We start from the raw sequence: 20,313 nt of genomic DNA, 5'->3' as shown, positions 1-20,313 counted from the left end.
GGCAATGCAGGAGTAAATACGGGAAACACAGCGTCGTTACCGGCGGCGGATAGAGAAAGAGGAACGGGAATCAGCTTCCTCGTTCCTCTCTGCTCATGCCGCGTCAGGCGCGGTAGTTCGGCGGCTCTTTGGTGATCTGCACGTCGTGGACGTGGCTCTCACGTTGGCCGGCGCCGCTGATCTTGACGAACTTCGGCTTGCTGCGCATGTCTTCGACGGTGCCGCAGCCCACATAGCCCATGGTGGCGCGCAGGCCGCCCATCAGCTGGTGGATGATGCCGCCGACCGGGCCGCGATACGGGACGCGGCCTTCGATACCTTCGGGCACCAGCTTGTCGGCGCTGGAGGCATCCTGGAAGTAGCGGTCCTTGGACCCCTTCTCCATCGCGGCCAGCGAGCCCATGCCGCGGTAGCTCTTGTAGGAGCGGCCCTGGAACAGTTCGGTCTCGCCGGGCGATTCCTCGGTACCGGCCAGCAGGCCACCGATCATGATGGTGGAGGCACCGGCGGCGAGCGCCTTGCCGATATCACCGGAGTAACGGATGCCACCGTCGGCGATCAGCGGGATGCGGTCCTGCAGCGCCTCGGCGACCAGGTCGATCGCAGTGATCTGCGGCACGCCGACGCCAGCGACGACGCGCGTGGTGCAGATCGAACCCGGGCCGATGCCGACCTTGACCGCGTCCGCGCCGCTGTCCAGCAGCGCCAGTGCGGCTTCACCGGTGCAGATGTTGCCACCGACGACCTGCACCTGCGGGAAGTGCTTCTTGACCCAGCTGACGCGGTCCAGCACGCCCTGCGAGTGGCCGTGCGCGGTGTCGACCACCAGCACGTCCACCCCGGCGGCGACCAGCGCCTCGACCCGGCGGTCGGTATCGCCACCGACGCCGACGGCCGCGCCGACCAGCAGGCGGGTGGCGGTGTCCTTGGCGGCGTTCGGGTAATCGGTGTTCTTCTGGATGTCCTTGACGGTGATCAGGCCGCGCAGCGCGAAATCATCGTTGACGACCAGGATCTTCTCGATGCGGTTGCGGTGCAGCAGCTGCAGCACTTCATCGGAGGCCGCGCCTTCCTTGACCGTGATCAGGCGATCCTTCTTGGTCATGATGTGGCGGACCGGATCGTCCAGCTCGGTCTCGAAGCGCATGTCACGATGGGTGACGATGCCGACCAGCTGGCCGCCGCCGTCCACCACCGGCACGCCGGAGATGTTGCGCGCCTGGGTCAGGGCCAACACGTCGCGGATGGTGGTTTCCGGGCCGACGGTGATCGGGTCGCGGATGACGCCGGCCTCGAACTTCTTGACCTTGGCGACTTCGGCAGCCTGCTGCTCGACGCTCAGATTCTTGTGGATGATGCCCATGCCGCCGAGCTGGGCCATGGCGATCGCCAGGCGGGCTTCGGTGACGGTATCCATGGCGGCCGAGAGGATCGGAAGCTTCAGCCGCAGGTCGCGCGTCAGGCGCGTTTCCAGACTGACATCCTTGGGCAGGATGATGGAATGAGCGGGGACGAGGGAGACGTCGTCGTAGGTGAGAGCTTCAGCCTGGATGCGCAGCATCGGCATACCCGAGATGTGGGGAAGCGCGACATTTTACCCTGATTCGGGCGTCTTTGGCAGGGGGCGGATGCGACGCTGTGTCGCGTGCCCAGCCCTGCGGTTCAGCCATGGGCCGCCCGCCGTCCCGGAAGGGGGAGAGCCCCCGAAGTTCGGGGGCGGCCGCGAAGCGGCGGGGGCGTGGGTGCTGGTAAGTGGGGGCCCAAGGTTTGCGCAGCAAATCTTGGGAGCGTCAGCGCGAATGCGCGGACGCGTACCCTTCTGCCGCCTCGATGGTGTTCTGCATCAACGTGGCCACGGTCATCGGCCCTACCCCACCCGGTACAGGCGTGATCCAGCTGGCGCGCTGGGCGGCAGCCTCGAAGCCGACATCGCCGACCAGGCGGCCATCGTCCAGGCGGTTGATGCCCACGTCGATCACCACGGCGCCCGGCTTGACCCACTCCCCCGGGACGATGCCAGGGCGGCCGACGGCGACCACCAGGATGTCGGCGTTGCGGACCGACTGCTCCAGCACGTCCTTGGGGGTGAATTTGTGGCAACTGGTCACGGTGCAACCGGCGATCAGCAGCTCCAGCCCCATCGGGCGGCCGACGTGGTTGCTGACGCCGACGATGGTGGCGTTGCGACCGCGCACCGGCTGGTCGGTGTGGCCCAGCAGGGTCACGATGCCGCGCGGGGTGCACGGGCGCAGGCCGAACTCACGCAGGGCCAGATGGCCGACGTTTTCCGGGTGGAAGCCGTCCACATCCTTGCGCGGGTCGATGCGGTGGATCAGGCGATTGGCATCCGGAATGCCCGGCAGCGGCAGCTGGACCAGGATGCCGTGGATCTTCGAATCGGCGTTGAGCTGATCGATCAGGGTCAGCAGCTCGGCCTCGGTGGTGCCGGCCGGCAGATCGTAATCGAAGGCTTCGATACCCACTTTCTCGGCCGCACGGCGCTTGTTGCGCACGTACACGGTCGAGGCCGGGTCGCCACCGACCAGCACCACGGCCAGGCCCGGACGGCTGCCACCGGCAGCCAGGCGGGCATCGACCCGGACCTTGAGGCTGTCCAGCAGGTCTTCGGCGATGCGGCGGCCGTCGAGAATGCGGGCGGAAGAGACGGTGTCGGGGGTCGGTGAGCTCATCGAGGGCGGCAGGCGTGGGGGCGACGGTCGTCTATTGTCCCCGATTCGGCCTGCGGCGGACACCGGTCGTGCAGGCCGCTGGCCGGCAGCCACGCTCGCCCGGGCAGCGCCACCTGGGTGCCGGCCAGCGGCCGGCACTACCATCCTCACTCTTCTTCGGGCACCTGGTCCGCATTGAGCGTGCGCGCCTTGCGCTTGGGTGCAGTAAACGGCGTAGGCGTGGGCACGCCCGGCAACGCGCTGCCGAACACCATGTGCGCGCCTGCGCGCAGGCTGCCACCGGCCATTTCCAGCTCGAAGCGCTCGGCATCGCGCACGCGGATCTGCTCGGCGATCTCGCGTGCATCATCCGGGTCTGCGCCCAGCTCCATCAGCGCAGCCTGGCCGAACTGAAGCGCCGACTCGAAGGTCTCGCGGATCTGGAAGTCCACGCCGGCGTGGATCAGGCGCAGCGAATGCTCGCGATCGAACGAGCGCACCAGCAGCTTGGCCTGGGGGAATTCGTGGGTGACCAGCTCCACGATGCGATCAGCATCCTGGTCGTTGTTGACGCACACCGCGATCGCCCGCGCCGACGCCGCACCGGAGGCATGCAGCACGTCCAGGCGCGTGCCATCTCCGTAGTAGATCTTGAACCCGAAGCGCTCGGCGTTGTGGATCATGTCCACGTCGTTGTCGATGATGGTGACATCCACATCGCGCGCCAGCAGCGACTGACTGGCCACCTGGCCGAAGCGCCCGAAGCCGATCAGCAGCACGCTGCCGGACAGGCCGTCAGCTTCTTCCACCCCATCCAGCGACACCTCGCGGTCCGGCATCAGCTTGTCGTGCAGCAGCACGAACAGCGGGGTCAGCGCCATCGAAAGCACGACGATCGCGGTGAAGTTAGCGTTGACCTGCACGTCGATCACACCCGCCACCGCCGCAGCGGAAAACAGCACGAAGGCGAACTCGCCGCCCTGCGCCATCACCACGCCACGGTCCAGCGCCTGGCGATGATCGCTGCCGAGGATGCGCGCGACCACGTAGATGCAGATCGCCTTGGCGAACATCAGCGCGAACACGCCCGAGACGATCAGCGGCCAGTTGTTGGCGACGACCGTGAGGTCCAGCGCCATGCCGACGCTGAGGAAGAACAACCCGAGCAGAATGCCGCGGAACGGCTCGATGTCCGCTTCGATCTGGTGGCGGAAGGTGGATTCGCTGAGCAGCACGCCCGCGAGGAATGCGCCCATCGCCATCGACAATCCGCCCAGTTGCATCAGCAGCGCGGCGCCAAGCACGACCAGCAGCGCGGCTGCGGTCATCACTTCACGTGCCTTGGCGGCGGCAAGGATGCGGAACAGCGGATTGAGCAGGAAGCGGCCGACCAGCACGAGGCCGACAATCGCACCCGCGGCGATGCCGACGGTGACCCAGCGCGAACTCTCGCCGGCATCACTGTGCACCGGCGCCATGAAGGCGACCACTGCCAGCAACGGGACGATCAGTAGATCTTCGAACAGCAGGATCGAGACGATTTTCTGGCCGCTCGGCAGGGCAATGTCACCGCGCTCGGCCAGCAACTGCATCACCACCGCGGTGGAGGTCAGCACGAACCCGGCGGCGCCGATGAAGGCGACCGGCAACGGGAAGCCGAGCAGCATGCACACACCGGTCAGCAGCGCGCCGCAGACCACGATCTGCAGCGTGCCCAGACCAAAGATCTCGTTGCGCAGGCTCCACAGATGCGAGGGCCGCATCTCCAGGCCGATCACGAACAGGAACATCACCACGCCGAGCTCGGCGGTATGCAGGATCGCCTGGGGATCGGAGAACCAACCAAACCCGAACGGGCCGATGGCCAGGCCGGCGGCGAAATAGCCCAACACGGAGCCCAACCCCAGCCGGCGGAACAGCGGCACCATGACCACTGCCGCACCGAGCAGGGCGACCACTTTCACCAATTCACTGGCACCTGCTTCCACCGCCATGCGGTTGTTTCCCCGGACTACAAAAAGATGCATCAACGATAGGGCAAAGGGTTGAAGGGCAACAGCGCGGATGATGCGTTTTATCGTGCTGAATTCAGAACGATATTGAACCTGGATGCCAGATCGTCCCGAAATCGCGACTGAACCCAGCGCTAGAGCCACGCCCTGCGTGGCTGACCTCACCCGGCCCCCTCGCGAACCGCATCCACGCAGGGCGTGGATCTACGCCCTACCTGTCAGGCGCTGCAGAAGGCGGCGTAATCGATGTACCCGGGGAAGTCGCGCCCGGGGGCACAGAGCGGACAGGCCGGATCCGGACGCAGCCGCGTCTCGCGGAAGCGCATGCCCAGCGCATCGAAGGTCAGCAGGCGACCGATCAGTGGCTCGCCGATGCCGAGCAGGAGCTTGAGCACTTCGGTGGCCTGCAGCAGGCCGACCATGCCCGGCAAGACGCCAAGGACCCCCGCCTCCGAGCAGTTGGGCGCGAACTCGGGCGGCGGCGGCTCGGGGAACAGGCAGCGGTAGCACGGCGCGGTGCCACGCTGGCGACCGGCATCGAACACGCTGACCTGGCCGGTAAAGCGCTCCACCGCGCCATACACCAGCGGAATGCCATGCTGGAGGCAGGCATCGTTGAGCAGATAACGCAGCGGGAAGTTGTCCGAGCCATCCAGGACCACATCGACACCCTCGAGCAGCGTATCGATGTTGTCGGAGGTGACCCGTGCCTGCACGGCCTCCACGTCCAGCGAGGGATTGAGCGCGAGCAGGCGGGCACGCGCGGAGCGCACCTTGGGCTCACCTACGCTGGCATCGGTGTGGATGATCTGCCGATGCAGGTTGCTGCGGTCCACCACGTCGTCATCGGCGATGCGCAGGTGCCCTACCCCGGCCGCGGCCAGGTAGAAGCTGGCCGGTGCACCCAGACCGCCGGCGCCGAGCACCAGCACGCGTGAGGCGAGCAGCGTCTTCTGGCCTTCGATACCGACCTGCGGCAGGAGCAGGTGACGCGAGTACCGTTCGTTGAAGTCACGCTCGGCATCACTCTGCATCGGCTGCACCAATGGCAGCCCGTCAGCGCGCCAGGCGGTCGTGCCGCCGTGGACGGAGGCGATTTGCGTGTAGCCGAGACCGGCCAGGACGTTTGCGGCCTCCATCGAACGCTTGCCGCTCTGGCAGATCAGGACGACCTCGCGCTCGGCTGACGGCAGGTTCGTGCCGGGTTCTGCCAGGAGATCGCCCTTGGCGATGCCGAGCGCACCTTCGGCCATGCCGGTGGCACGCTCGTGCGCCTCACGAATGTCGATCAGCAGTGCGCCATGGGCGAGGCGTTCCCGGGCCTGCGCCGGGGTGAGTTCGGGGATCGTGCTCATGCGGGGATTATCGCGCACGGGCGCTCCGGCCGCCCCAACGAAAAGAGCCGGCTTGCGCCGGCTCTTCGTTGGATCACTTACCCTTGACGTGCTTGATCAAGCGGCGCTTGCGCTTGAGCTGACGTTCGGTGAGCACGTTCTTCTTGCCTTCGTAGGGATTCACACCCTCGCGGAAGATGAACTGCACGGGCGTGCCGACCAGCTTGAAGCGCTTGCGGAAAAAGTTCTCCAGGTAGCGCTTGTACGACTCCGGCAGGTCTTTGAGACGGGTGCCGTGGACGATGAAGGTCGGCGGGTTGGAACCGCCCGGATGCACGTAACGCAGCTTGGATACGTGACCACGGATCGCCGGCGGCGGGTTGGTCTCGTAGGCCGTTTCCAGCGCCTTGTTGACTTCGCTGGTACTGAACTCATGCGTTGCCGAGGCATGCGCGGCGTGGATGCAGCGGAACAGCTCACGCAGGCCGGAGCCGTGCTTGGCCGAGATGCGCACCACTTCCGCCCACGGCACGAAGCCGAGCTTGCGCGAGACCAGCGCTTCAGCCTGCTCGCGCTGGTAATCGGTCAGGCCATCCCACTTGTTGATCGCCACCACCAACGCACGGCCGGCATCGAGCACCGCACCCAGCACGCTGGCGTCCTGATCGGTGACGCCTTCAGAGGCATCGAGCATCAGCACCGCAACCTGGCATTGCTCGATGGCCTGCAGGGTCTTGATGACGCTGAACTTCTCGACCACTTCCTCGACGCGCGCCTTGCGACGCAGGCCAGCGGTATCGATCAGGCGGTACTCACGCCCGTCGCGCTCCATGTCCACCGCGATCGAATCGCGGGTGGTACCGGGCACTTCGGAGGCGATCATCCGCTCTTCGCCGAGCAGACGATTGACCAGCGTCGACTTGCCCACGTTGGGGCGGCCGACGAAGGCGATGCGAATGCGGTTCGGGTCAGTGTCCAGGGTCTCGGTGGTGCCCTCTTCCGGCAACCGTTCCACGACCTCGTCCAGCAGATCATCCAGGCCCTGACGGTGCGCGGCCGAGACGGTCAGCATTTCGCTGAAGCCGTAACGGGCAAATTCCGAACGCACGGTGTCTTCGTTCATGCCGTCGATCTTGTTGATCAGCAGCAGGGTCGGACGGGCCAGTTTGCGCAGCCAGGACAGGATCTCGTCGTCCATCGGGCCCTCACGGGCATCGACCACGAACAGAATCAGATCCGCTTCCGCGGCGGCGGCGCGGGCCTGGCGGGCGGTAGCGCCGGCCAGACCTTCTTCTTCACCGGCGATACCACCGGTATCGACCACCAGGAACGGGTGATCTTCATCAAGACGACAAACACCGTAATTACGGTCCCGGGTCACGCCGGGCTGGTCGTGGACCAGCGCGTCGCGCGTACGGGTAAACGCATTGAACAGCGTGGACTTGCCGACATTCGGCCGTCCAACCAGGGCGACCAAGGGCAGCATCGCGGTAACTCCTTATTGTGCCAACCGGAATGCGGTCAGCTTTCCATCAACGTTCTGCACCAGCAGAATCCCATCAGCGACCACCGGCTGTGCCAGGAGGGCGTCGCCGCCACTCTTGGCGCGCGCCGCGAACTCACCGTTATCGGTCCGCAACCAGTGCAGATACCCCTTGTAATCACCGACCACAACGTAATCGCCGTGGATGACCGGACCGGTCAGCGAACGACGGGCCAGGCCCGTCTGCGACCACATGGCCGAACCGCTGGTCTTGTCCAGGCCGAACACGCCGCCCTTGTTGTCGGTGACGAACACATTGCTCGAGGTCAGGGCCACGCCACCGGCGCCGCCATGATCACGCGCCCACAGCGGACGGCCGGTCGGGCCTTCGATCGCCATGGTCTGGTTCTTGAAACTGCTGACGTACAGCGTATTGCCTTCCAGGACCGGTGCGCCGTCGATATCGGCCATGCGCTCCAGCTCGGTGCGGCCTTCGCCGGTGCCGACCATCTGGTCCCACAGCGTGCGGCCGTCCTGCATGGCCAGCGCGGCGATCGAGCCATCGTCGTTGCCGATGAACAGCACGCCCGGGCCGGTCACGACCGGGGCATTGCCACGCACGGTCAGCGCCGGCAGCTCACGCGGGTTGAACCAGCGCTGGGTGCCGTTCTCGACATCCAGACCGGTCACGCGACCGTCGTTGCTGCGCACGAACACCATGCCCTGGCCGACGGCCGGGGCGGAAATCACTTCACCCGGCACCTTGGCACGCCACTTTTCCGTGCCGTCGGCCGCGTTCAGGGCGATGACCTGACCATCCAGCGTACCGATGACGACCAGGCCTTCACCGACGCCCGGGCCACCGGACAAGCGAAGCTTGGGCTTCTTCTTTTCCTTGGCCGGCTCGTAGGTCCAGACCTTCTTGCCGGTCTGCAGGTCGATAGCATGCACGCCACCGTAGATCGCGGCGGCATAGACGCGACCATCGGCGACCACCGGACCCTGACGGACGCCGATGCGCTTTTCGCCCTTGCCCACGTTGGCCGACCAGATCCGGTCCACCTTGGTGGTGGCATCGAACTTGACCAGCTCGGCCGGTTCCAGCGCCTTCTTGGCCGCGGCATCTTTGCCGGCGAACCAGCCCTTCATCGTGCTGCAGCCGGTCAGGGCCATGCCCAACAGGGCAACCGTGGCAACGCGCTTGATCATGAGCATCTGATTCATTACACCGACTCCGCAGGATCGGTGACGGTGCCACCGGCATCCGTCAACTTGGTTTCCAGCAGGCGCCGCTGGGGCGCTGCCACGTCCAGCGTCTTGAGCGCCTTCTCATACTGTTCGCGGGCCGCATCACGCTTGCCCTGCGCCATCAGCGCATCGCCATGGATTTCCAGGCTGGTGCTGTCGGTTGCGGTGCCGAGCTGCTTGATCGCATCCTCGGTCTTGCCGGTGGCCACCAGCAGGCGCGCGACGCGCTGCTCGATCACCGGCTTGAATTCGGGGTCGGCCTTGATCGCGCGCAGGGTCGCCAGCGCGTCTTCGTTCTTGCCGGCATCGACCTGGGCCTTGGCCAGCTGCAGCGCAGCCAGATCGGCATAGATGTTGGCCTTGCCGCTTTCGAGCGCCTTCACGCCCTTGGCCGCCTGCTCCAGATCCTTGTCTTCCAGGCTCTTGAGCACGACCTGGTACTGGACGTTGGCACCGGCCAGGCTGTTGCTGTGCCGGGTCTGCCATTCCTTCCAGCCCCAGATGCCACCGATCGCGATGGCGACACCGGCCAGGATGCTGACACCGTTCTTCCGCAGCCAGCTGCGGACGCGTTCACTTTGTTCGTGCTCGTCGAGCAGGTCGTCGATCGCCATGCGTACTCTCGCCCCGCCCGTAAGGAGGAGCTATTTGAATTGGATTGGGGAAACGCGGCTCAGTGCGAAACTGGGGCCACGGAGCCGTCAGAGGATACCGTAAAGCGTGCCACGTTGGCTCGCTGGTACGGCGAAAGGTCGACGATAGTGCCGCCCTGCTGAACCTCGACCGCCGATGCATTGCCCAGCACCATGCGGGCCACCTGCCCCGGTGCGAAGCTGCGGGTTTCGCCCGACTTCAGCAACGCCTTCTCGACCGTCGTGCCATCGGGCGCGGTGATGTCGATCCAGCTGTCGCCATTGAACTGCAGGGTGAGACCGCCGCCCACGGCCGCCGGTGCGGCGGCAGGACGCGGGACCGGCGTCAACGACGCCAGATACGGTGCGGACGGTGCCGAAGGCTTGGCGCTTTCGGCCGTCGCTGGCGCCGGGGCGGGCGGCGTGTCGCCACCGGCCACCGGTACCGCCGCCGGGATGACATCCAGCGACGCGGTATTGGGGGTATTGGCCGTGCCATCGAAATGGCCCCGGGTCGCAAACCAGACCGGCACGGCCAGCACGGCGGTGATGCCGACATACAGCACGCGGCGGCCCAGGCTTTCGGCGATGCGACGCGCGCGCGGCGTATGCGTATGGCTCACCAGCTGCGGCGGCACGATCGGACCGATGTGCGCCTGTTCGAGGACGTCGCCGATATCCACCTTCAGCAGGCGGGCGTAGCTTCGGAGCTGGCCGCGGACGAAGACCGGCGCGCCCAGGCGCTGCCATTGCTCTTCTTCCAGCGATTTGACTACCTGAACCGGCATGCGCAGCTGCTGCCCCACCGCTTCCAGGGTCAGGCCGGCCGCTTCACGGGCCTGGCGAAGACGGGCTCCGCAACCGGCCGCAGTATCAAAAGCGTTCACAGTCTGGTCATCAATCACAGTGCTTCAACCCCGGGGATTAGGTGCCGCATCCTGCGGAAATTCATCATGAATTCGCTGCAGATAGCGACCGGATGCCACGTTGTCGCCAAGCCGCGCCTCGATTTGAGAGGCAAGTTGTAACACGGAACGTGTGGCCGGTGCAGCCGCCAGACGCCGTTGCGCAAAGGCGCGGGCCTCGAAATAACGCCCTTGGGCATACTCGCTGCGGGCCATCGACTCCAGTGCATAGGCATTGACGGGATCTATCTCAAGCGCTCGACGCAGGTCCGGCGTAGCCCGTTCGGACTGGCCTGCCTCCAGCGCACAGCCGCCGGCATTGGCCAGTGCGGAGGCCGGCGTGGTGTAGCCCGGCGCCTGGAGGGCGCGATCAAACCAGACCAGCGACTCGGCCGGCCGGCCATGAGCACATAGCCAAGCACCATAATTATTGAGGACGTCACCCCGATCCGGGGCCAGCTCGGCGGCCTTGGCATACAGCGGGCCGGCGTCGGCCTCATTGCCACGCTGGCTGGCGATGGCCGCCAGCATCATGTAGGCCTCGGGCCGACGCGCATCGATCTTCATCGCAGCGCGGACCCGCTTCTGGGCTGCATCCAGTGCGCCTGCGCGCAGCGACTCACCGGCCAGGACCATCTGGTCCTGGTAGTTCACACGCTTGCGGATCTCGGGGTTGTCACGGGCCTCATAGGTCGGGGCGACCTCGAGCGGACCGGACGGCGGTTTGACACCTGGTTTGCCACAGCCGGCCAATGCCAGCGCGAAGAAAACAACGGCTGGCAATCGGCGATCAGGCAGCGGCATTCCGGTCTTTCCCGTCCTGCAGCGTTTTGTTGAACTCGGCCTGACGACGCGTGCGATCCATCACCTGGCCCTTGAGCTGGCCACAGGCGGCATCGATGTCGTCACCGCGGGTCCGCCGCACCATCGTCAGCACCTTCGCATCGAGAAGGATTTTCTGGAAGGCGCGGATCTCCGTTTCGCCGGAGCGCTCATAGCGCGTACCGGGGAACGGGTTGAACGGAATCAGGTTGACCTTGCCCGAGTTCGAGGCCTGCACGGCATTGTCGAACTGGCGCATCAGCCGCGCCAGCTGGCGGGCGTGCTCGGGCTGGTCGTTGATCCCCTTCATCAGGGTGTATTCGAAGGTGACCGATTCGCGGCGCTTGTTGGCGCGCAGGTAGCGTGCGCACGAGGCCATCAGCTCGACGATCGGGTACTTCTTGTTGAGCGGGACCAGGGTCTCGCGCAGCGCATCGTTGGGGGCATGCAGCGATACCGCCAGCGACACGTCGCTCTCGGTGGACAGCCGGTCGATCTGCGGCACCAGGCCGGAGGTGGACAGCGTCACCCGCTTGTTGGCCAGGCCGTAGCCCAGATCGTCGCGCATCACGCTCATGGCGCGCACGACGTTGTCGAAATTCATCAACGGCTCGCCCATGCCCATCATCACCACATTGGTGAGACGACGCTGCTTGTGCGGGATGTTGCCCAGATGGCGCGCCGCGACCCACACCTGGCCGATGATCTCGGCAGTGGAGAGGTTGCGGTTGAAGCCCTGGGTGGCGGTCGAACAGAACGTGCAGTTCAGCGCGCAGCCGACCTGCGAAGACACGCACAGCGTGCCGCGGTTCTTGTCCGGGATATAGACCGCTTCGATCGCGTTCTTGCCATCGGTGCCCATGGCCAGCAGCCACTTGTGGGTGCCATCGGCGGAGGGCTTGTCGAACACGATGTTGGGAACCAGCACCTCGGCATGCTGCTTGAGCTTGGCGCGCAAGGCCTTGCCGAGGTCGGTCATGTCATCGAAATCGGTGACGTAGTGATGGTGGATCCACTTCATCACCTGATGGGCACGGTAGCGCGCTTCGCCGAGTGTCTCGGCGAAGAAGCGCTCCAGACCCTCGCGATCGAGGTCGAGCAGGTTCTGCTTGGCCACAGCCGGGCCCGGAACGAGCACGGATGGGATGGCGGTTGGCTGTACGACCTCGTTCACGGCATCACTCTCAGCGCGAGACGACTTCAGTCGCGGCGAAGAAGTAGGCGATTTCGATCGCGGCATTCTCAACCGAGTCCGAGCCGTGGGCGGCATTGGCATCGATGGATTCAGCGAAGTCGGCGCGGATGGTGCCTGCGGCGGCTTCCTTCGGGTTGGTGGCGCCCAGCAGGTCGCGGTGGGCCAGCACGGCGTTCTCGCCTTCCAGCGCCTGGATCATCACCGGGCCGGAGATCATGAACTCGACCAGCGCGTTGAAGAACGGACGCTCGCGGTGCACGGCGTAGAAGCCTTCGGCTTCACGGCGCGACAGCTGCTTGTACTTGGCGGCGACGACCTTCAGGCCGGCCTTTTCGAAGCGGGCGTAGATTTCACCGATGACGTTCTTGGCGACGGCGTCCGGCTTGATGATGGAAAGGGTGCGCTCCAGCGCCATGGGAATACTCCGTTGGGCGGGCCACTTGATCGGCCCGAGGTTAACATGAAAAAAACCCGCGTCAAAACGCGGGCTTAGCCTGATATACGTGCGCTAATTCTAACGTGTAACCCCGCCGTACGGTAGTGCCGGCCGCTGGCCGGCAACGCCTTGTGTGCCGTGGGTGATCGGCCTGTTCAGGCAATGGCGTGGTTGCCGGCCAGCGGCCGGCACTACCGGGAGGGCGGATGAACGAATGCCCATTCCTGCTGCGCCGCACAATGCGGTAGCGCACCCGCAGGTCTAGTATCAAACAATCGTTTGATTGAACTGCCCCGCCCTATGGCCAAACCTGCCCACTTCTCCACCAAGGACCGCATCCTCGGCGCCGCCGAAGAACTGTTCGCCCTGCACGGGTTCGCGGGCACCTCGCTGCGCCAGGTCACCAGCCAGGCCGATGTGAACATCGCCGCGGTCAACTACCACTTCGGCTCCAAGGAGAACCTGGTCAACGAGGTCTTCCGCCGCCGCATGGACGAGATGACCTCGGCACGCCTGTCCCAGCTGGAAGCGGCCCGCCGCGAGCATCCCGGTGAACTACGCCCGGTGCTGGCGGCCTTCGTCGAACCGGCACTGGCCATGGCCCAGGATCGACAGACCGGCGGCGCGTTCGTGCGCGTCATCGCGCGTGCCTACGCGGAAAAGAACGACAACCTGCGCAAATTCCTCTCCGACCATTACGGCCACGTTCTGCGCGACTTCGGCAAGGCGATCTCCGCCTGCGTGCCGGAGCTGAGCAAGGAAGAGCTGTACTGGCGCCTGGATTTCCTCGCCGGCTCGCTGACCTATGCCATGGCCGACTTCGGCCTGATCAAGCGACCCGCCGGTGTCACCGAAGCGGCGCATCGTGCGCATGCCGCCCAGGAACTGATTCATTTCGCCGAAGCCGGATTCCGCGCCAGCGCGGCTTCGAGCGCTTCGACGACCTCCCTTTCCACCCCGTAGAGCCGGGCGCTGACCGGCTTCCAGACAACAAAGGCTTATCGACATGTCCAATTCCCTGCTAGTCCGCCGTGCCGCCGTGCTGGGTGCCGGCGTCATGGGTGCCCAGATCGCCGCCCACCTGACCAACGCCGGCGTCGACACGGTGCTGTTCGACCTGCCCGCCAAGGAAGGTCCGGCCGATGGCATCGTGCTCAAGGCCATCGCCAACCTGGGCAAGCTCAGCCCGGCCCCGCTCGCCAGCAAGTCTTACGCCGAGGCGATCACGCCGGCCAACTATGAAACCGGCCTGGAGCAGCTGCGCGACTGCGACCTGATCATCGAAGCCATCGCCGAACGGATGGACTGGAAGCAGGACCTGTACAAGAAGATCGCCCCGTTCGTGGCCGATCACGCCGTGCTCGCCTCCAACACCTCGGGCCTGGGCATCAACAAGCTCGCCGACGTGCTGCCTGAGCAGCTGCGCCACCGCTTCTGCGGCGTGCACTTCTTCAACCCGCCGCGTTACATGCACCTGGCCGAGCTGATCCCGGCCACCACCACCGATGCCGCGGTGCTGGAAGGCCTGGAAGCCTTCCTGGTCACCACCCTGGGCAAGGGCGTGGTGTACGCCAAGGACACGCCGAACTTCATCGGCAACCGCATCGGCGTGTTCTCGATCCTGTCCACCATCCACCACACGCAGGAATTCGGCCTGGGCTTCGACGAAGTGGACGGCCTGACCGGCCCGCTGGTCGGCCGCCCGAAGTCGGCGACCTACCGCACCTCCGACGTGGTCGGCCTGGACACCATGGCGCACGTGATCAAGACCATGGGCGACACCCTGCCCAACGATCCGTGGCATGAATTCTTCAAATCGCCCAAGTGGCTGGACGCACTGATCGCCAAGGGCGCCCTGGGCCAGAAGACCAGTGCCGGCATCTTCCGCAAGGTCGGCAAGGACATCATGGTGCTGGACCTGGAGAAGCAGGACTACCGCCCTGCCGACCGAGCCGCCGCGCCGGAAGTGGTCGAAATCCTGAAGATCAAGAACCCGGCCGAGAAGTTCGCCAAGCTGCGCGAAAGCCAGCATCCGCAGGCGCAGTTCCTGTGGGCGACCTTCCGTGACCTGTTCCATTACAGCGCCTACCACCTGGCCGACATCGCCGAGACCGCGCGCGACGTGGATCTGGCCATCCGCTGGGGTTACGGCTGGTCGCTGGGCCCGTTCGAAACCTGGCAGGCCGCCGGCTGGAAGCAGGTCGCCCAGTGGATCGCCGATGACATCGTCGCCGGGAAGAGCATGAGCAACGCCCCGCTGCCGGATTGGGTGTTCGATGGCCGCGATGGCGTGCACGCCGCCGAAGGCAGCTACAGCCCGTCGCGCAATGCCAAGCTGCCGCGCTCGGCACTGCCGGTGTACCAGCGTCAGCGCTTCCCGGATCCGCTGCTGGGCGAGACCTTCAGCCCGGGCGAGACCGTGTTCGAAAACGACGGCGTGCGCATGTGGCACGACGGCGACGGCATCGCCGTGGTCAGCTTCAAGACCAAGATGAACACCGTGTCCGACCACGTGCTCAATGGCCTGCAGGAAGCGATCAGGCGCGCCGAGCAGGACTACAAGGGCCTGGTGATCTGGCAGCAGAAGGAGCCCTTCTCCGCCGGTGCCGATCTGGCCGGCGCACTCGGCCTGCTGCAGGCCGGCAAGGTCGACCAGTTCGAAGAGATGGTCCACAACTTCCAGCGCACCAGCCAGGCGATCAAGTATTCGCTGGTGCCCGTGGTGACGGCCGTGCGCGGTCTGGCCCTGGGCGGCGGCTGTGAATTCCAGATGCACAGCGCCAAGAGCGTGGCCGCACTGGAAAGCTACATCGGTCTGGTGGAAGCGGGCGTGGGCCTGCTGCCGGCCGGCGGTGGCCTGAAGGAACTGGCCGTGCGCGCCTCGCAGGCCGCCGGTCCGGGCGGTGACGTGTTCGCCGAGCTGAAGAAGACCTTCGAAACCGTCGCGATGGCCAAGGTCTCCAACTCGGCCGTCAACGCCAAGGAACTGGGTCTGATGCGCGCGACCGACAAGGTGGTGTTCAACAGCTTCGAGACGCTGCACATCGCCAAGGCCGAAGTGCTGGCGCTGGCCGAAGGTGGCTACCGTCCGCCGATGCCGGCCCGCCGCATCCAGGTCGCCGGCGACGTCGGCATCGCCACGTTCAAGATGATGCTGGTCAACATGCTGGAAGGCCGCTTCATCAGCCCGTACGACTACGAGATCGCCGTGCGCATCGCCACCGTGCTGTGCGGCGGCGAAGTGGATCGCGGCACGCTGGTGGACGAAGAGTGGCTACTGACGCTGGAGCGCAAGCACTTCGTCGAACTGGCCCAGCAGGAAAAGACCCAGGCCCGCATCGCGCACATGCTCAAGACCGGCAAGCCGCTGCGTAACTGACCCTTTCAGAGAGATCACTGCAATGACCAAGCAAATCCAGGACGCCTACATCGTCGCCGCCACCCGCACCCCGGTGGGCAAGGCGCCCAAGGGCGTGTTCCGCAACACCCGTCCCGACGACATGCTGGCCCATGTGCTCCGCTCCGTCGTGGCGCAGGCGCCGGGCGTGGACGTCAACCGCATCGATGACGCGATCATCGGCTGCGCGATGCCCGAAGCCGAGCAGGGCATGAACGTGGCACGCATCGGCGTGCTGCTGGCCGGCCTGCCGGACACCATCGCCGCGCAGACGGTCAACCGCTTCTGCTCTTCCGGCCTGCAGGCCGTGGCGATGGCTGCCGATCAGATCCGCCTGGGCAACTCGGACCTGATGCTGGCCGGTGGCACCGAGTCGATGTCGATGGTGCCGATGATGGGCAACAAGATTGCCATGGCGCCGAGCGTGTTCGACAACGACCACGTCGCCATCGCCTACGGCATGGGCATCACCGCCGAGAAGGTCGCCGAGGAATGGAAAGTCTCGCGTGAGGAGCAGGACGCCTTCGCCCTCGCTTCCCACCAGAAGGCCATCGCCGCGATCCAGAACGGCGAGTTCAAGGACGAGATCAGTCCCTACGACGTGCGCACCCGCCAGCCTGACCTGGCCGATGGCCGCCGCATCATCACCCGCGACAAGATCGTCGACACCGACGAAGGCCCGCGTCTGGATTCGTCCGCTGAAGGCCTGGCCAAGCTGCGCCCGGTGTTCCGCAACGGCCAGTTCGGCGGCACCGTCACCGCCGGCAACTCTTCGCAGATGAGCGATGGCGCCGGTGCGGTGCTGCTGGCCTCCGAACAGGCGATCAAGGACTACGGCCTGACCCCGCTGGCCCGCTTCGTCAGCTTCTCCGTCGCCGGCGTGCGCCCGGAAGTGATGGGCATCGGCCCGATCGCGGCGATTCCCAAGGCGCTCAAGCAGGCCGGCCTGACCCAGGACCAGCTGGACTGGATCGAGCTCAACGAAGCCTTCGCCGCGCAGTCGCTCGCCGTGATCCGCGATTGCGGCCTGGATCCGTCCAAGGTCAACCCGCTCGGCGGCGCGATCGCCCTGGGCCATCCGCTGGGTGCGACCGGTGCGATCCGCACCGCGACCCTGCTGCACGGCCTGCGCCGTCGCCAGCAGAAGTACGGCATGGTGACCATGTGCATCGGCACCGGCATGGGCGCAGCGGGCATCTTCGAATCGCTGTAAGACACTGATCGGTGCCGGCCTGCGGGTCGGTACCGATGGATGCGACAGGTGCGCACCGACCGTTGGTCGGTGCACAGTCGAAAACGAAAAGGGCAGCCTCTCGGCTGCCCTTTGCTGTTGTGCAGGAGGAGCCGGCCAGCGGCCGGCACTACACGCCGCGACGGCGTTGCCCTCAGCCTTCGGCCAGCATCTTCTGCAGCACTTCGCGTGCCGGACCAGCCAGCTTCTCGTTGTCGAGCGCAAAGCGGATCGTGGCTTCGACCAGGCCCAGATGGGTACCGCAGTCGAAACGACGGCCTTCGAAGCGGAACGCATCCACGCGCTCGCTCTTGAGCAGCTCGGCAATCGCATCGGTCAGCTGGATCTCGCCACCTGCACCGGTGCCGGTCGCTTCGAGCAGTTCGAAGATCTTCGGGCTCAGCACGTAGCGGCCGACCACGGCCAGATCGCTCGGGGCGTCTTCCGGCTTGGGCTTCTCGACGATGGCGCTGATCTTGCCCTGCCGGCCATCGAAGGCCTCCGTGGCCACGATGCCGTAGCTGCCGGTCTTGTCATGCGGCACGTCTTCGACCGCGATGATGCTGGCGCCGGTGGCTTCGTTGGCATCGGCCATCTGCTTGAGCGCACCGTTGCCGCGGTTCCAGATCAGATCGTCCGGCAGCAGCACGGCGAACGGCTCGTCGCCAACAATCGCCTTGGCACACAGCACCGCATGGCCCAGTCCCAGTGCTTCGGCCTGCGTCACGAACACCGCACGAACGCCGTTGGGCAGGACGTGGCGAACCAGCTCAAGCTGCTCCGTCTTGCCGGCGCGCTCGAGCTTCTGTTCCAGCTCGTAGGCCTTGTCGAAGTAATCGGCAACGGCATGCTTGTAGCGGTTGGTGATGAAGATCAGAGTGTCGCAACCCGCTTCGATTGCCTCATCCACCGCGTACTGGATCAGCGGCCGATCAATGATCGGCAGCATTTCCTTCGGAACGGTCTTGGTGGCCGGAAGGAATCGCGTGCCCAAGCCTGCGACAGGAAATACCGCCTTGCGAATACGCTTGCTCATCAGAACCTATTGGCCTCACGCGCCGGAAAGGCGAGAACTTTAGCAGAGCTGACGTGATCGTCCTGTTGCAGCGGAGAGAACTCCGGCATGGTCGAGAACAGGATGCTGTTGATCGCATCAGTGTCGTAGGTGGCGATCGCCTCACGCAGTTTCGGCACGTTGGCCAGCACCTGCTCGCGGGCGAAGGTACGCACACCGGCTTCCAGAATCTTGGGGTGCGCGGTCGGGCGATAGTCCTCGTCCGAATAGAACAGCGTCTCGTGCAGTTTCTCGCCCGGGCGCAGGCCGGTATAGACGATGGCAATGTCTTTATAGGGCTGCTTGCCGGCCAGCCGGATCATCTGCTCGGCCAGCACGCGGATCGGCACCGGCTCGCCCATGTCCAGCGTATAGATCGCACCGTGCGAGGCCGAGGCGGCCGCCTGCAGGATCAGCTGGCAGGCCTCGGGGATCGTCATGAAGTAACGGGTCACTTCCGGGTCGGTCACGGTGACCGGCCCCCCCTTGAGGATCTGTTCGCGGAAGACCGGCACCACGCTGCCCGCCGAGGCCAGCACATTGCCGAAGCGCACGGTCACGAAACGGGTGTGGCTGGTCTTCTGGTCCAGGCTCTGGCAGATCATTTCCGCGTAGCGCTTGCTGGCGCCCAGCGCGTTGACCGGATCGACCGCCTTGTCGGTGGAGATGAAGACGAAGTGCTCGATCTTCGCCTCGACACAGGCACGGGCGACGGTCTCGGTGGAGAGGATGTTGTTGCGCACCGCTTCGCGCAGCTGGCGCTCCAGCACCGGCACCTGCTTGTAGGCTGCGGCGTGGAAGACGGAGTCCACGCGAGAGAGCGACAGTGCATGACGGATCACTGCCGGATCACCGCAGTCACCCAGCACGGCTTCCACTTCCAGATCCGGGAAGCTGCGCTGCAGTTCGGCCTCGATGGTCAGCAACAGCAGCTCGCTCATCTCGACCAGGACGATGCGCCCTGCCCCATGGCGGGCACACTGGCGGCACAGTTCCGAACCGATCGAACCGCCGGCACCAGTGACGAGCACGGTACGCCCGCCCAGCCAGCCGCGGATCAACGCCCAATCCGGCAGGATCGGCTTGCGACCCAGCAGATCTTCGATCGCCACTTCCTTGAGCACACCCGGCAACGAATGACCCAGCAGGATGTCATTGAGCTTGGGGACCATGCGGAACGGCACACCGGTGCTTTCGCACAGGGCCACCACCCGCTGCATGCCTACGGCATCCAGCGACGGAATGGCGATCACCAGCAGCTTGGCGGCGGTCTCGCGGACCACGGCGGGCGCATCTTCCAGCGTCCCGAGGATCGGCAGGCCCTGCAGCTTTGCGCCCTGCAGATGAGGGGCATCGTCGAGCAGACCGACCGGTTCGAAGTCACCGGAGCGGCGCAGATCGCGGACCAGGGCTTCGGCCGCCTGGCCGGCGCCGAGGATCAGCACGCGGCGGGCGGTGACGTCCGATTGCAGCGCCTGGTAGTCCTTCCATGCGCGGTAGAGCAGGCGCGGCGCGCCCAGCAGCGCAGACAGCGCGAACGGGTAGATGACCAGCACCGACATCGGCACGCCTTCAAAGCGCTTGTACGCCAAGGCCACCACGATGGCGAGCAGGCCGATGAAGCTGGCTTTGAAGATGTTGAGCAGATCGGCAACGCTGGCAAAACGCCACAGACCGCGATACAGGCCCACCCGCCAGAACACCACGGCCTGGATGACCAGGACCAGCGAAGTATCAATGTTCCAGAGCGGCAATGCCGGCGCATCGGCCAACATCGAGTAGCGTCCGGCGTGCAGCAGCTGCCAGCACGCCCAGACCATGAACAGGTCGTGGGCGACGATGGCCGCTCGGGGCATCAAGCCGGTGATTCGGTCCTGCCAAGGCGTCATAAACCG

16 protein-coding genes are annotated in these 20,313 nt (G+C 65.6%); 3 read left to right on the top strand and 13 right to left on the bottom strand.

Annotated features, from left to right (window positions below):
* Positions 1-103: 103 nt before the first annotated feature.
* The 11 genes from guaB to ndk all read right to left on the bottom strand — a co-directional run bounded on the left by guaB (position 104) and on the right by ndk (position 12,715).
* Positions 104-1,561 (bottom strand): IMP dehydrogenase, encoded by a 1,458-nt coding sequence (gene guaB / locus ABE464_RS01720; protein ID WP_026069766.1) that lies wholly within the window; start codon positions 1,559-1,561, stop codon positions 104-106.
* 229 nt (positions 1,562-1,790) lie between these two features.
* Entirely contained in the window at positions 1,791-2,690 is a 900-nt protein-coding gene (gene folD / locus ABE464_RS01715) for a bifunctional methylenetetrahydrofolate dehydrogenase/methenyltetrahydrofolate cyclohydrolase FolD (protein WP_346470459.1), read from the bottom strand.
* Between the two features lie 146 nt (positions 2,691-2,836).
* Positions 2,837-4,663, bottom strand: coding sequence for a monovalent cation:proton antiporter-2 (CPA2) family protein (locus tag ABE464_RS01710; RefSeq protein ID WP_346470458.1), 1,827 nt, complete (start codon positions 4,661-4,663; stop codon positions 2,837-2,839).
* Between the two features lie 236 nt (positions 4,664-4,899).
* The gene (moeB, locus tag ABE464_RS01705; RefSeq protein ID WP_346470457.1) at positions 4,900-6,036 is read right to left on the bottom strand and encodes a molybdopterin-synthase adenylyltransferase MoeB; all 1,137 of its coding nucleotides are present in this window, start codon (positions 6,034-6,036) and stop codon (positions 4,900-4,902) included.
* 73 nt (positions 6,037-6,109) lie between these two features.
* Positions 6,110-7,501 (bottom strand): ribosome biogenesis GTPase Der, encoded by a 1,392-nt coding sequence (der, locus tag ABE464_RS01700; RefSeq protein WP_259261070.1) that lies wholly within the window; start codon positions 7,499-7,501, stop codon positions 6,110-6,112.
* Between the two features lie 12 nt (positions 7,502-7,513).
* On the bottom strand, positions 7,514-8,722 hold the full coding sequence (gene bamB, locus ABE464_RS01695) for an outer membrane protein assembly factor BamB (RefSeq protein ID WP_346470456.1): 1,209 nt from the start codon (positions 8,720-8,722) through the stop codon (positions 7,514-7,516).
* Positions 8,722-9,360, bottom strand: coding sequence for a tetratricopeptide repeat protein (locus tag ABE464_RS01690; RefSeq protein WP_346470455.1), 639 nt, complete (start codon positions 9,358-9,360; stop codon positions 8,722-8,724). The genes bamB and ABE464_RS01690 overlap by 1 nt, the downstream gene beginning before the upstream one ends.
* 59 nt (positions 9,361-9,419) lie before the next feature.
* Complete coding sequence (locus tag ABE464_RS01685) at positions 9,420-10,283, bottom strand: RodZ domain-containing protein (protein WP_346470454.1); 864 nt, start codon at positions 10,281-10,283, stop codon at positions 9,420-9,422.
* A gap of 6 nt (positions 10,284-10,289) precedes the next feature.
* Positions 10,290-11,087, bottom strand: coding sequence for a type IV pilus biogenesis/stability protein PilW (pilW, locus tag ABE464_RS01680; RefSeq protein WP_346470453.1), 798 nt, complete (start codon positions 11,085-11,087; stop codon positions 10,290-10,292).
* Complete coding sequence (gene rlmN, locus ABE464_RS01675; protein WP_346470687.1) at positions 11,074-12,222, bottom strand: 23S rRNA (adenine(2503)-C(2))-methyltransferase RlmN; 1,149 nt, start codon at positions 12,220-12,222, stop codon at positions 11,074-11,076. Before rlmN ends, pilW begins: the two co-directional genes overlap by 14 nt.
* 67 nt (positions 12,223-12,289) lie before the next feature.
* Positions 12,290-12,715, bottom strand: coding sequence for a nucleoside-diphosphate kinase (gene ndk, locus ABE464_RS01670; RefSeq protein ID WP_008265389.1), 426 nt, complete (start codon positions 12,713-12,715; stop codon positions 12,290-12,292).
* A 321-nt stretch (positions 12,716-13,036) separates the two neighbouring features.
* On the opposite strand from ndk, the gene ABE464_RS01665 reads away from it, so the two are divergent.
* The 3 genes from ABE464_RS01665 to ABE464_RS01655 are packed head-to-tail and all read left to right on the top strand — an operon-like array spanning position 13,037 to position 17,346.
* Positions 13,037-13,699, top strand: a complete 663-nt coding sequence (locus ABE464_RS01665) for a TetR family transcriptional regulator (protein ID WP_346470452.1) — start codon at positions 13,037-13,039, stop codon at positions 13,697-13,699.
* A 43-nt stretch (positions 13,700-13,742) separates the two neighbouring features.
* Entirely contained in the window at positions 13,743-16,115 is a 2,373-nt protein-coding gene (locus ABE464_RS01660) for a 3-hydroxyacyl-CoA dehydrogenase/enoyl-CoA hydratase family protein (RefSeq protein ID WP_346470451.1), read from the top strand.
* A gap of 22 nt (positions 16,116-16,137) precedes the next feature.
* Complete coding sequence (locus ABE464_RS01655) at positions 16,138-17,346, top strand: acetyl-CoA C-acyltransferase (RefSeq protein ID WP_346470450.1); 1,209 nt, start codon at positions 16,138-16,140, stop codon at positions 17,344-17,346.
* Positions 17,347-17,518: 172 nt separating this feature from the next.
* Here the strand turns inward: ABE464_RS01655 and galU are convergent, their stop codons facing one another.
* Positions 17,519-18,400 carry a UTP--glucose-1-phosphate uridylyltransferase GalU gene (gene galU / locus ABE464_RS01650; protein WP_346467423.1) on the bottom strand — a complete coding sequence of 294 codons (882 nt, stop codon included), beginning with the start codon at positions 18,398-18,400 and terminating at the stop codon, positions 17,519-17,521.
* Positions 18,400-20,307 carry a nucleoside-diphosphate sugar epimerase/dehydratase gene (locus ABE464_RS01645; protein WP_346470449.1) on the bottom strand — a complete coding sequence of 636 codons (1,908 nt, stop codon included), beginning with the start codon at positions 20,305-20,307 and terminating at the stop codon, positions 18,400-18,402. Before ABE464_RS01645 ends, galU begins: the two co-directional genes overlap by 1 nt.
* Between the last annotated feature and the right edge of the window lie 6 nt (positions 20,308-20,313).

Source organism: Stenotrophomonas sp. TWI587 (assembly GCF_039674145.1).
GTDB lineage: Bacteria > Pseudomonadota > Gammaproteobacteria > Xanthomonadales > Xanthomonadaceae > Stenotrophomonas > Stenotrophomonas maltophilia_AY.
This window is presented reverse-complemented; position numbering and strand designations above follow the sequence as displayed.

Bases quoted from the DNA above. Each gene is read 5' to 3' on its own strand.
- guaB (WP_026069766.1), bottom strand. From the start codon at position 1,561: ATGCTGCGCATCCAGGCTGAAGCTCTCACCTACGACGACGTCTCCCTC.
- folD (WP_346470459.1), bottom strand. From the start codon at position 2,690: ATGAGCTCACCGACCCCCGACACCGTCTCTTCCGCCCGCATTCTCGAC.
- ABE464_RS01710 (WP_346470458.1), bottom strand. From the start codon at position 4,663: ATGGCGGTGGAAGCAGGTGCCAGTGAATTGGTGAAAGTGGTCGCCCTG.
- moeB (WP_346470457.1), bottom strand. From the start codon at position 6,036: ATGAGCACGATCCCCGAACTCACCCCGGCGCAGGCCCGGGAACGCCTC.
- der (WP_259261070.1), bottom strand. From the start codon at position 7,501: ATGCTGCCCTTGGTCGCCCTGGTTGGACGGCCGAATGTCGGCAAGTCC.
- bamB (WP_346470456.1), bottom strand. From the start codon at position 8,722: ATGAATCAGATGCTCATGATCAAGCGCGTTGCCACGGTTGCCCTGTTG.
- ABE464_RS01690 (WP_346470455.1), bottom strand. From the start codon at position 9,360: ATGGCGATCGACGACCTGCTCGACGAGCACGAACAAAGTGAACGCGTC.
- pilW (WP_346470453.1), bottom strand. From the start codon at position 11,087: ATGCCGCTGCCTGATCGCCGATTGCCAGCCGTTGTTTTCTTCGCGCTG.
- ndk (WP_008265389.1), bottom strand. From the start codon at position 12,715: ATGGCGCTGGAGCGCACCCTTTCCATCATCAAGCCGGACGCCGTCGCC.
- ABE464_RS01665 (WP_346470452.1), top strand. From the start codon at position 13,037: ATGGCCAAACCTGCCCACTTCTCCACCAAGGACCGCATCCTCGGCGCC.
- ABE464_RS01660 (WP_346470451.1), top strand. From the start codon at position 13,743: ATGTCCAATTCCCTGCTAGTCCGCCGTGCCGCCGTGCTGGGTGCCGGC.
- ABE464_RS01655 (WP_346470450.1), top strand. From the start codon at position 16,138: ATGACCAAGCAAATCCAGGACGCCTACATCGTCGCCGCCACCCGCACC.
- galU (WP_346467423.1), bottom strand. From the start codon at position 18,400: ATGAGCAAGCGTATTCGCAAGGCGGTATTTCCTGTCGCAGGCTTGGGC.
- ABE464_RS01645 (WP_346470449.1), bottom strand. From the start codon at position 20,307: ATGACGCCTTGGCAGGACCGAATCACCGGCTTGATGCCCCGAGCGGCC.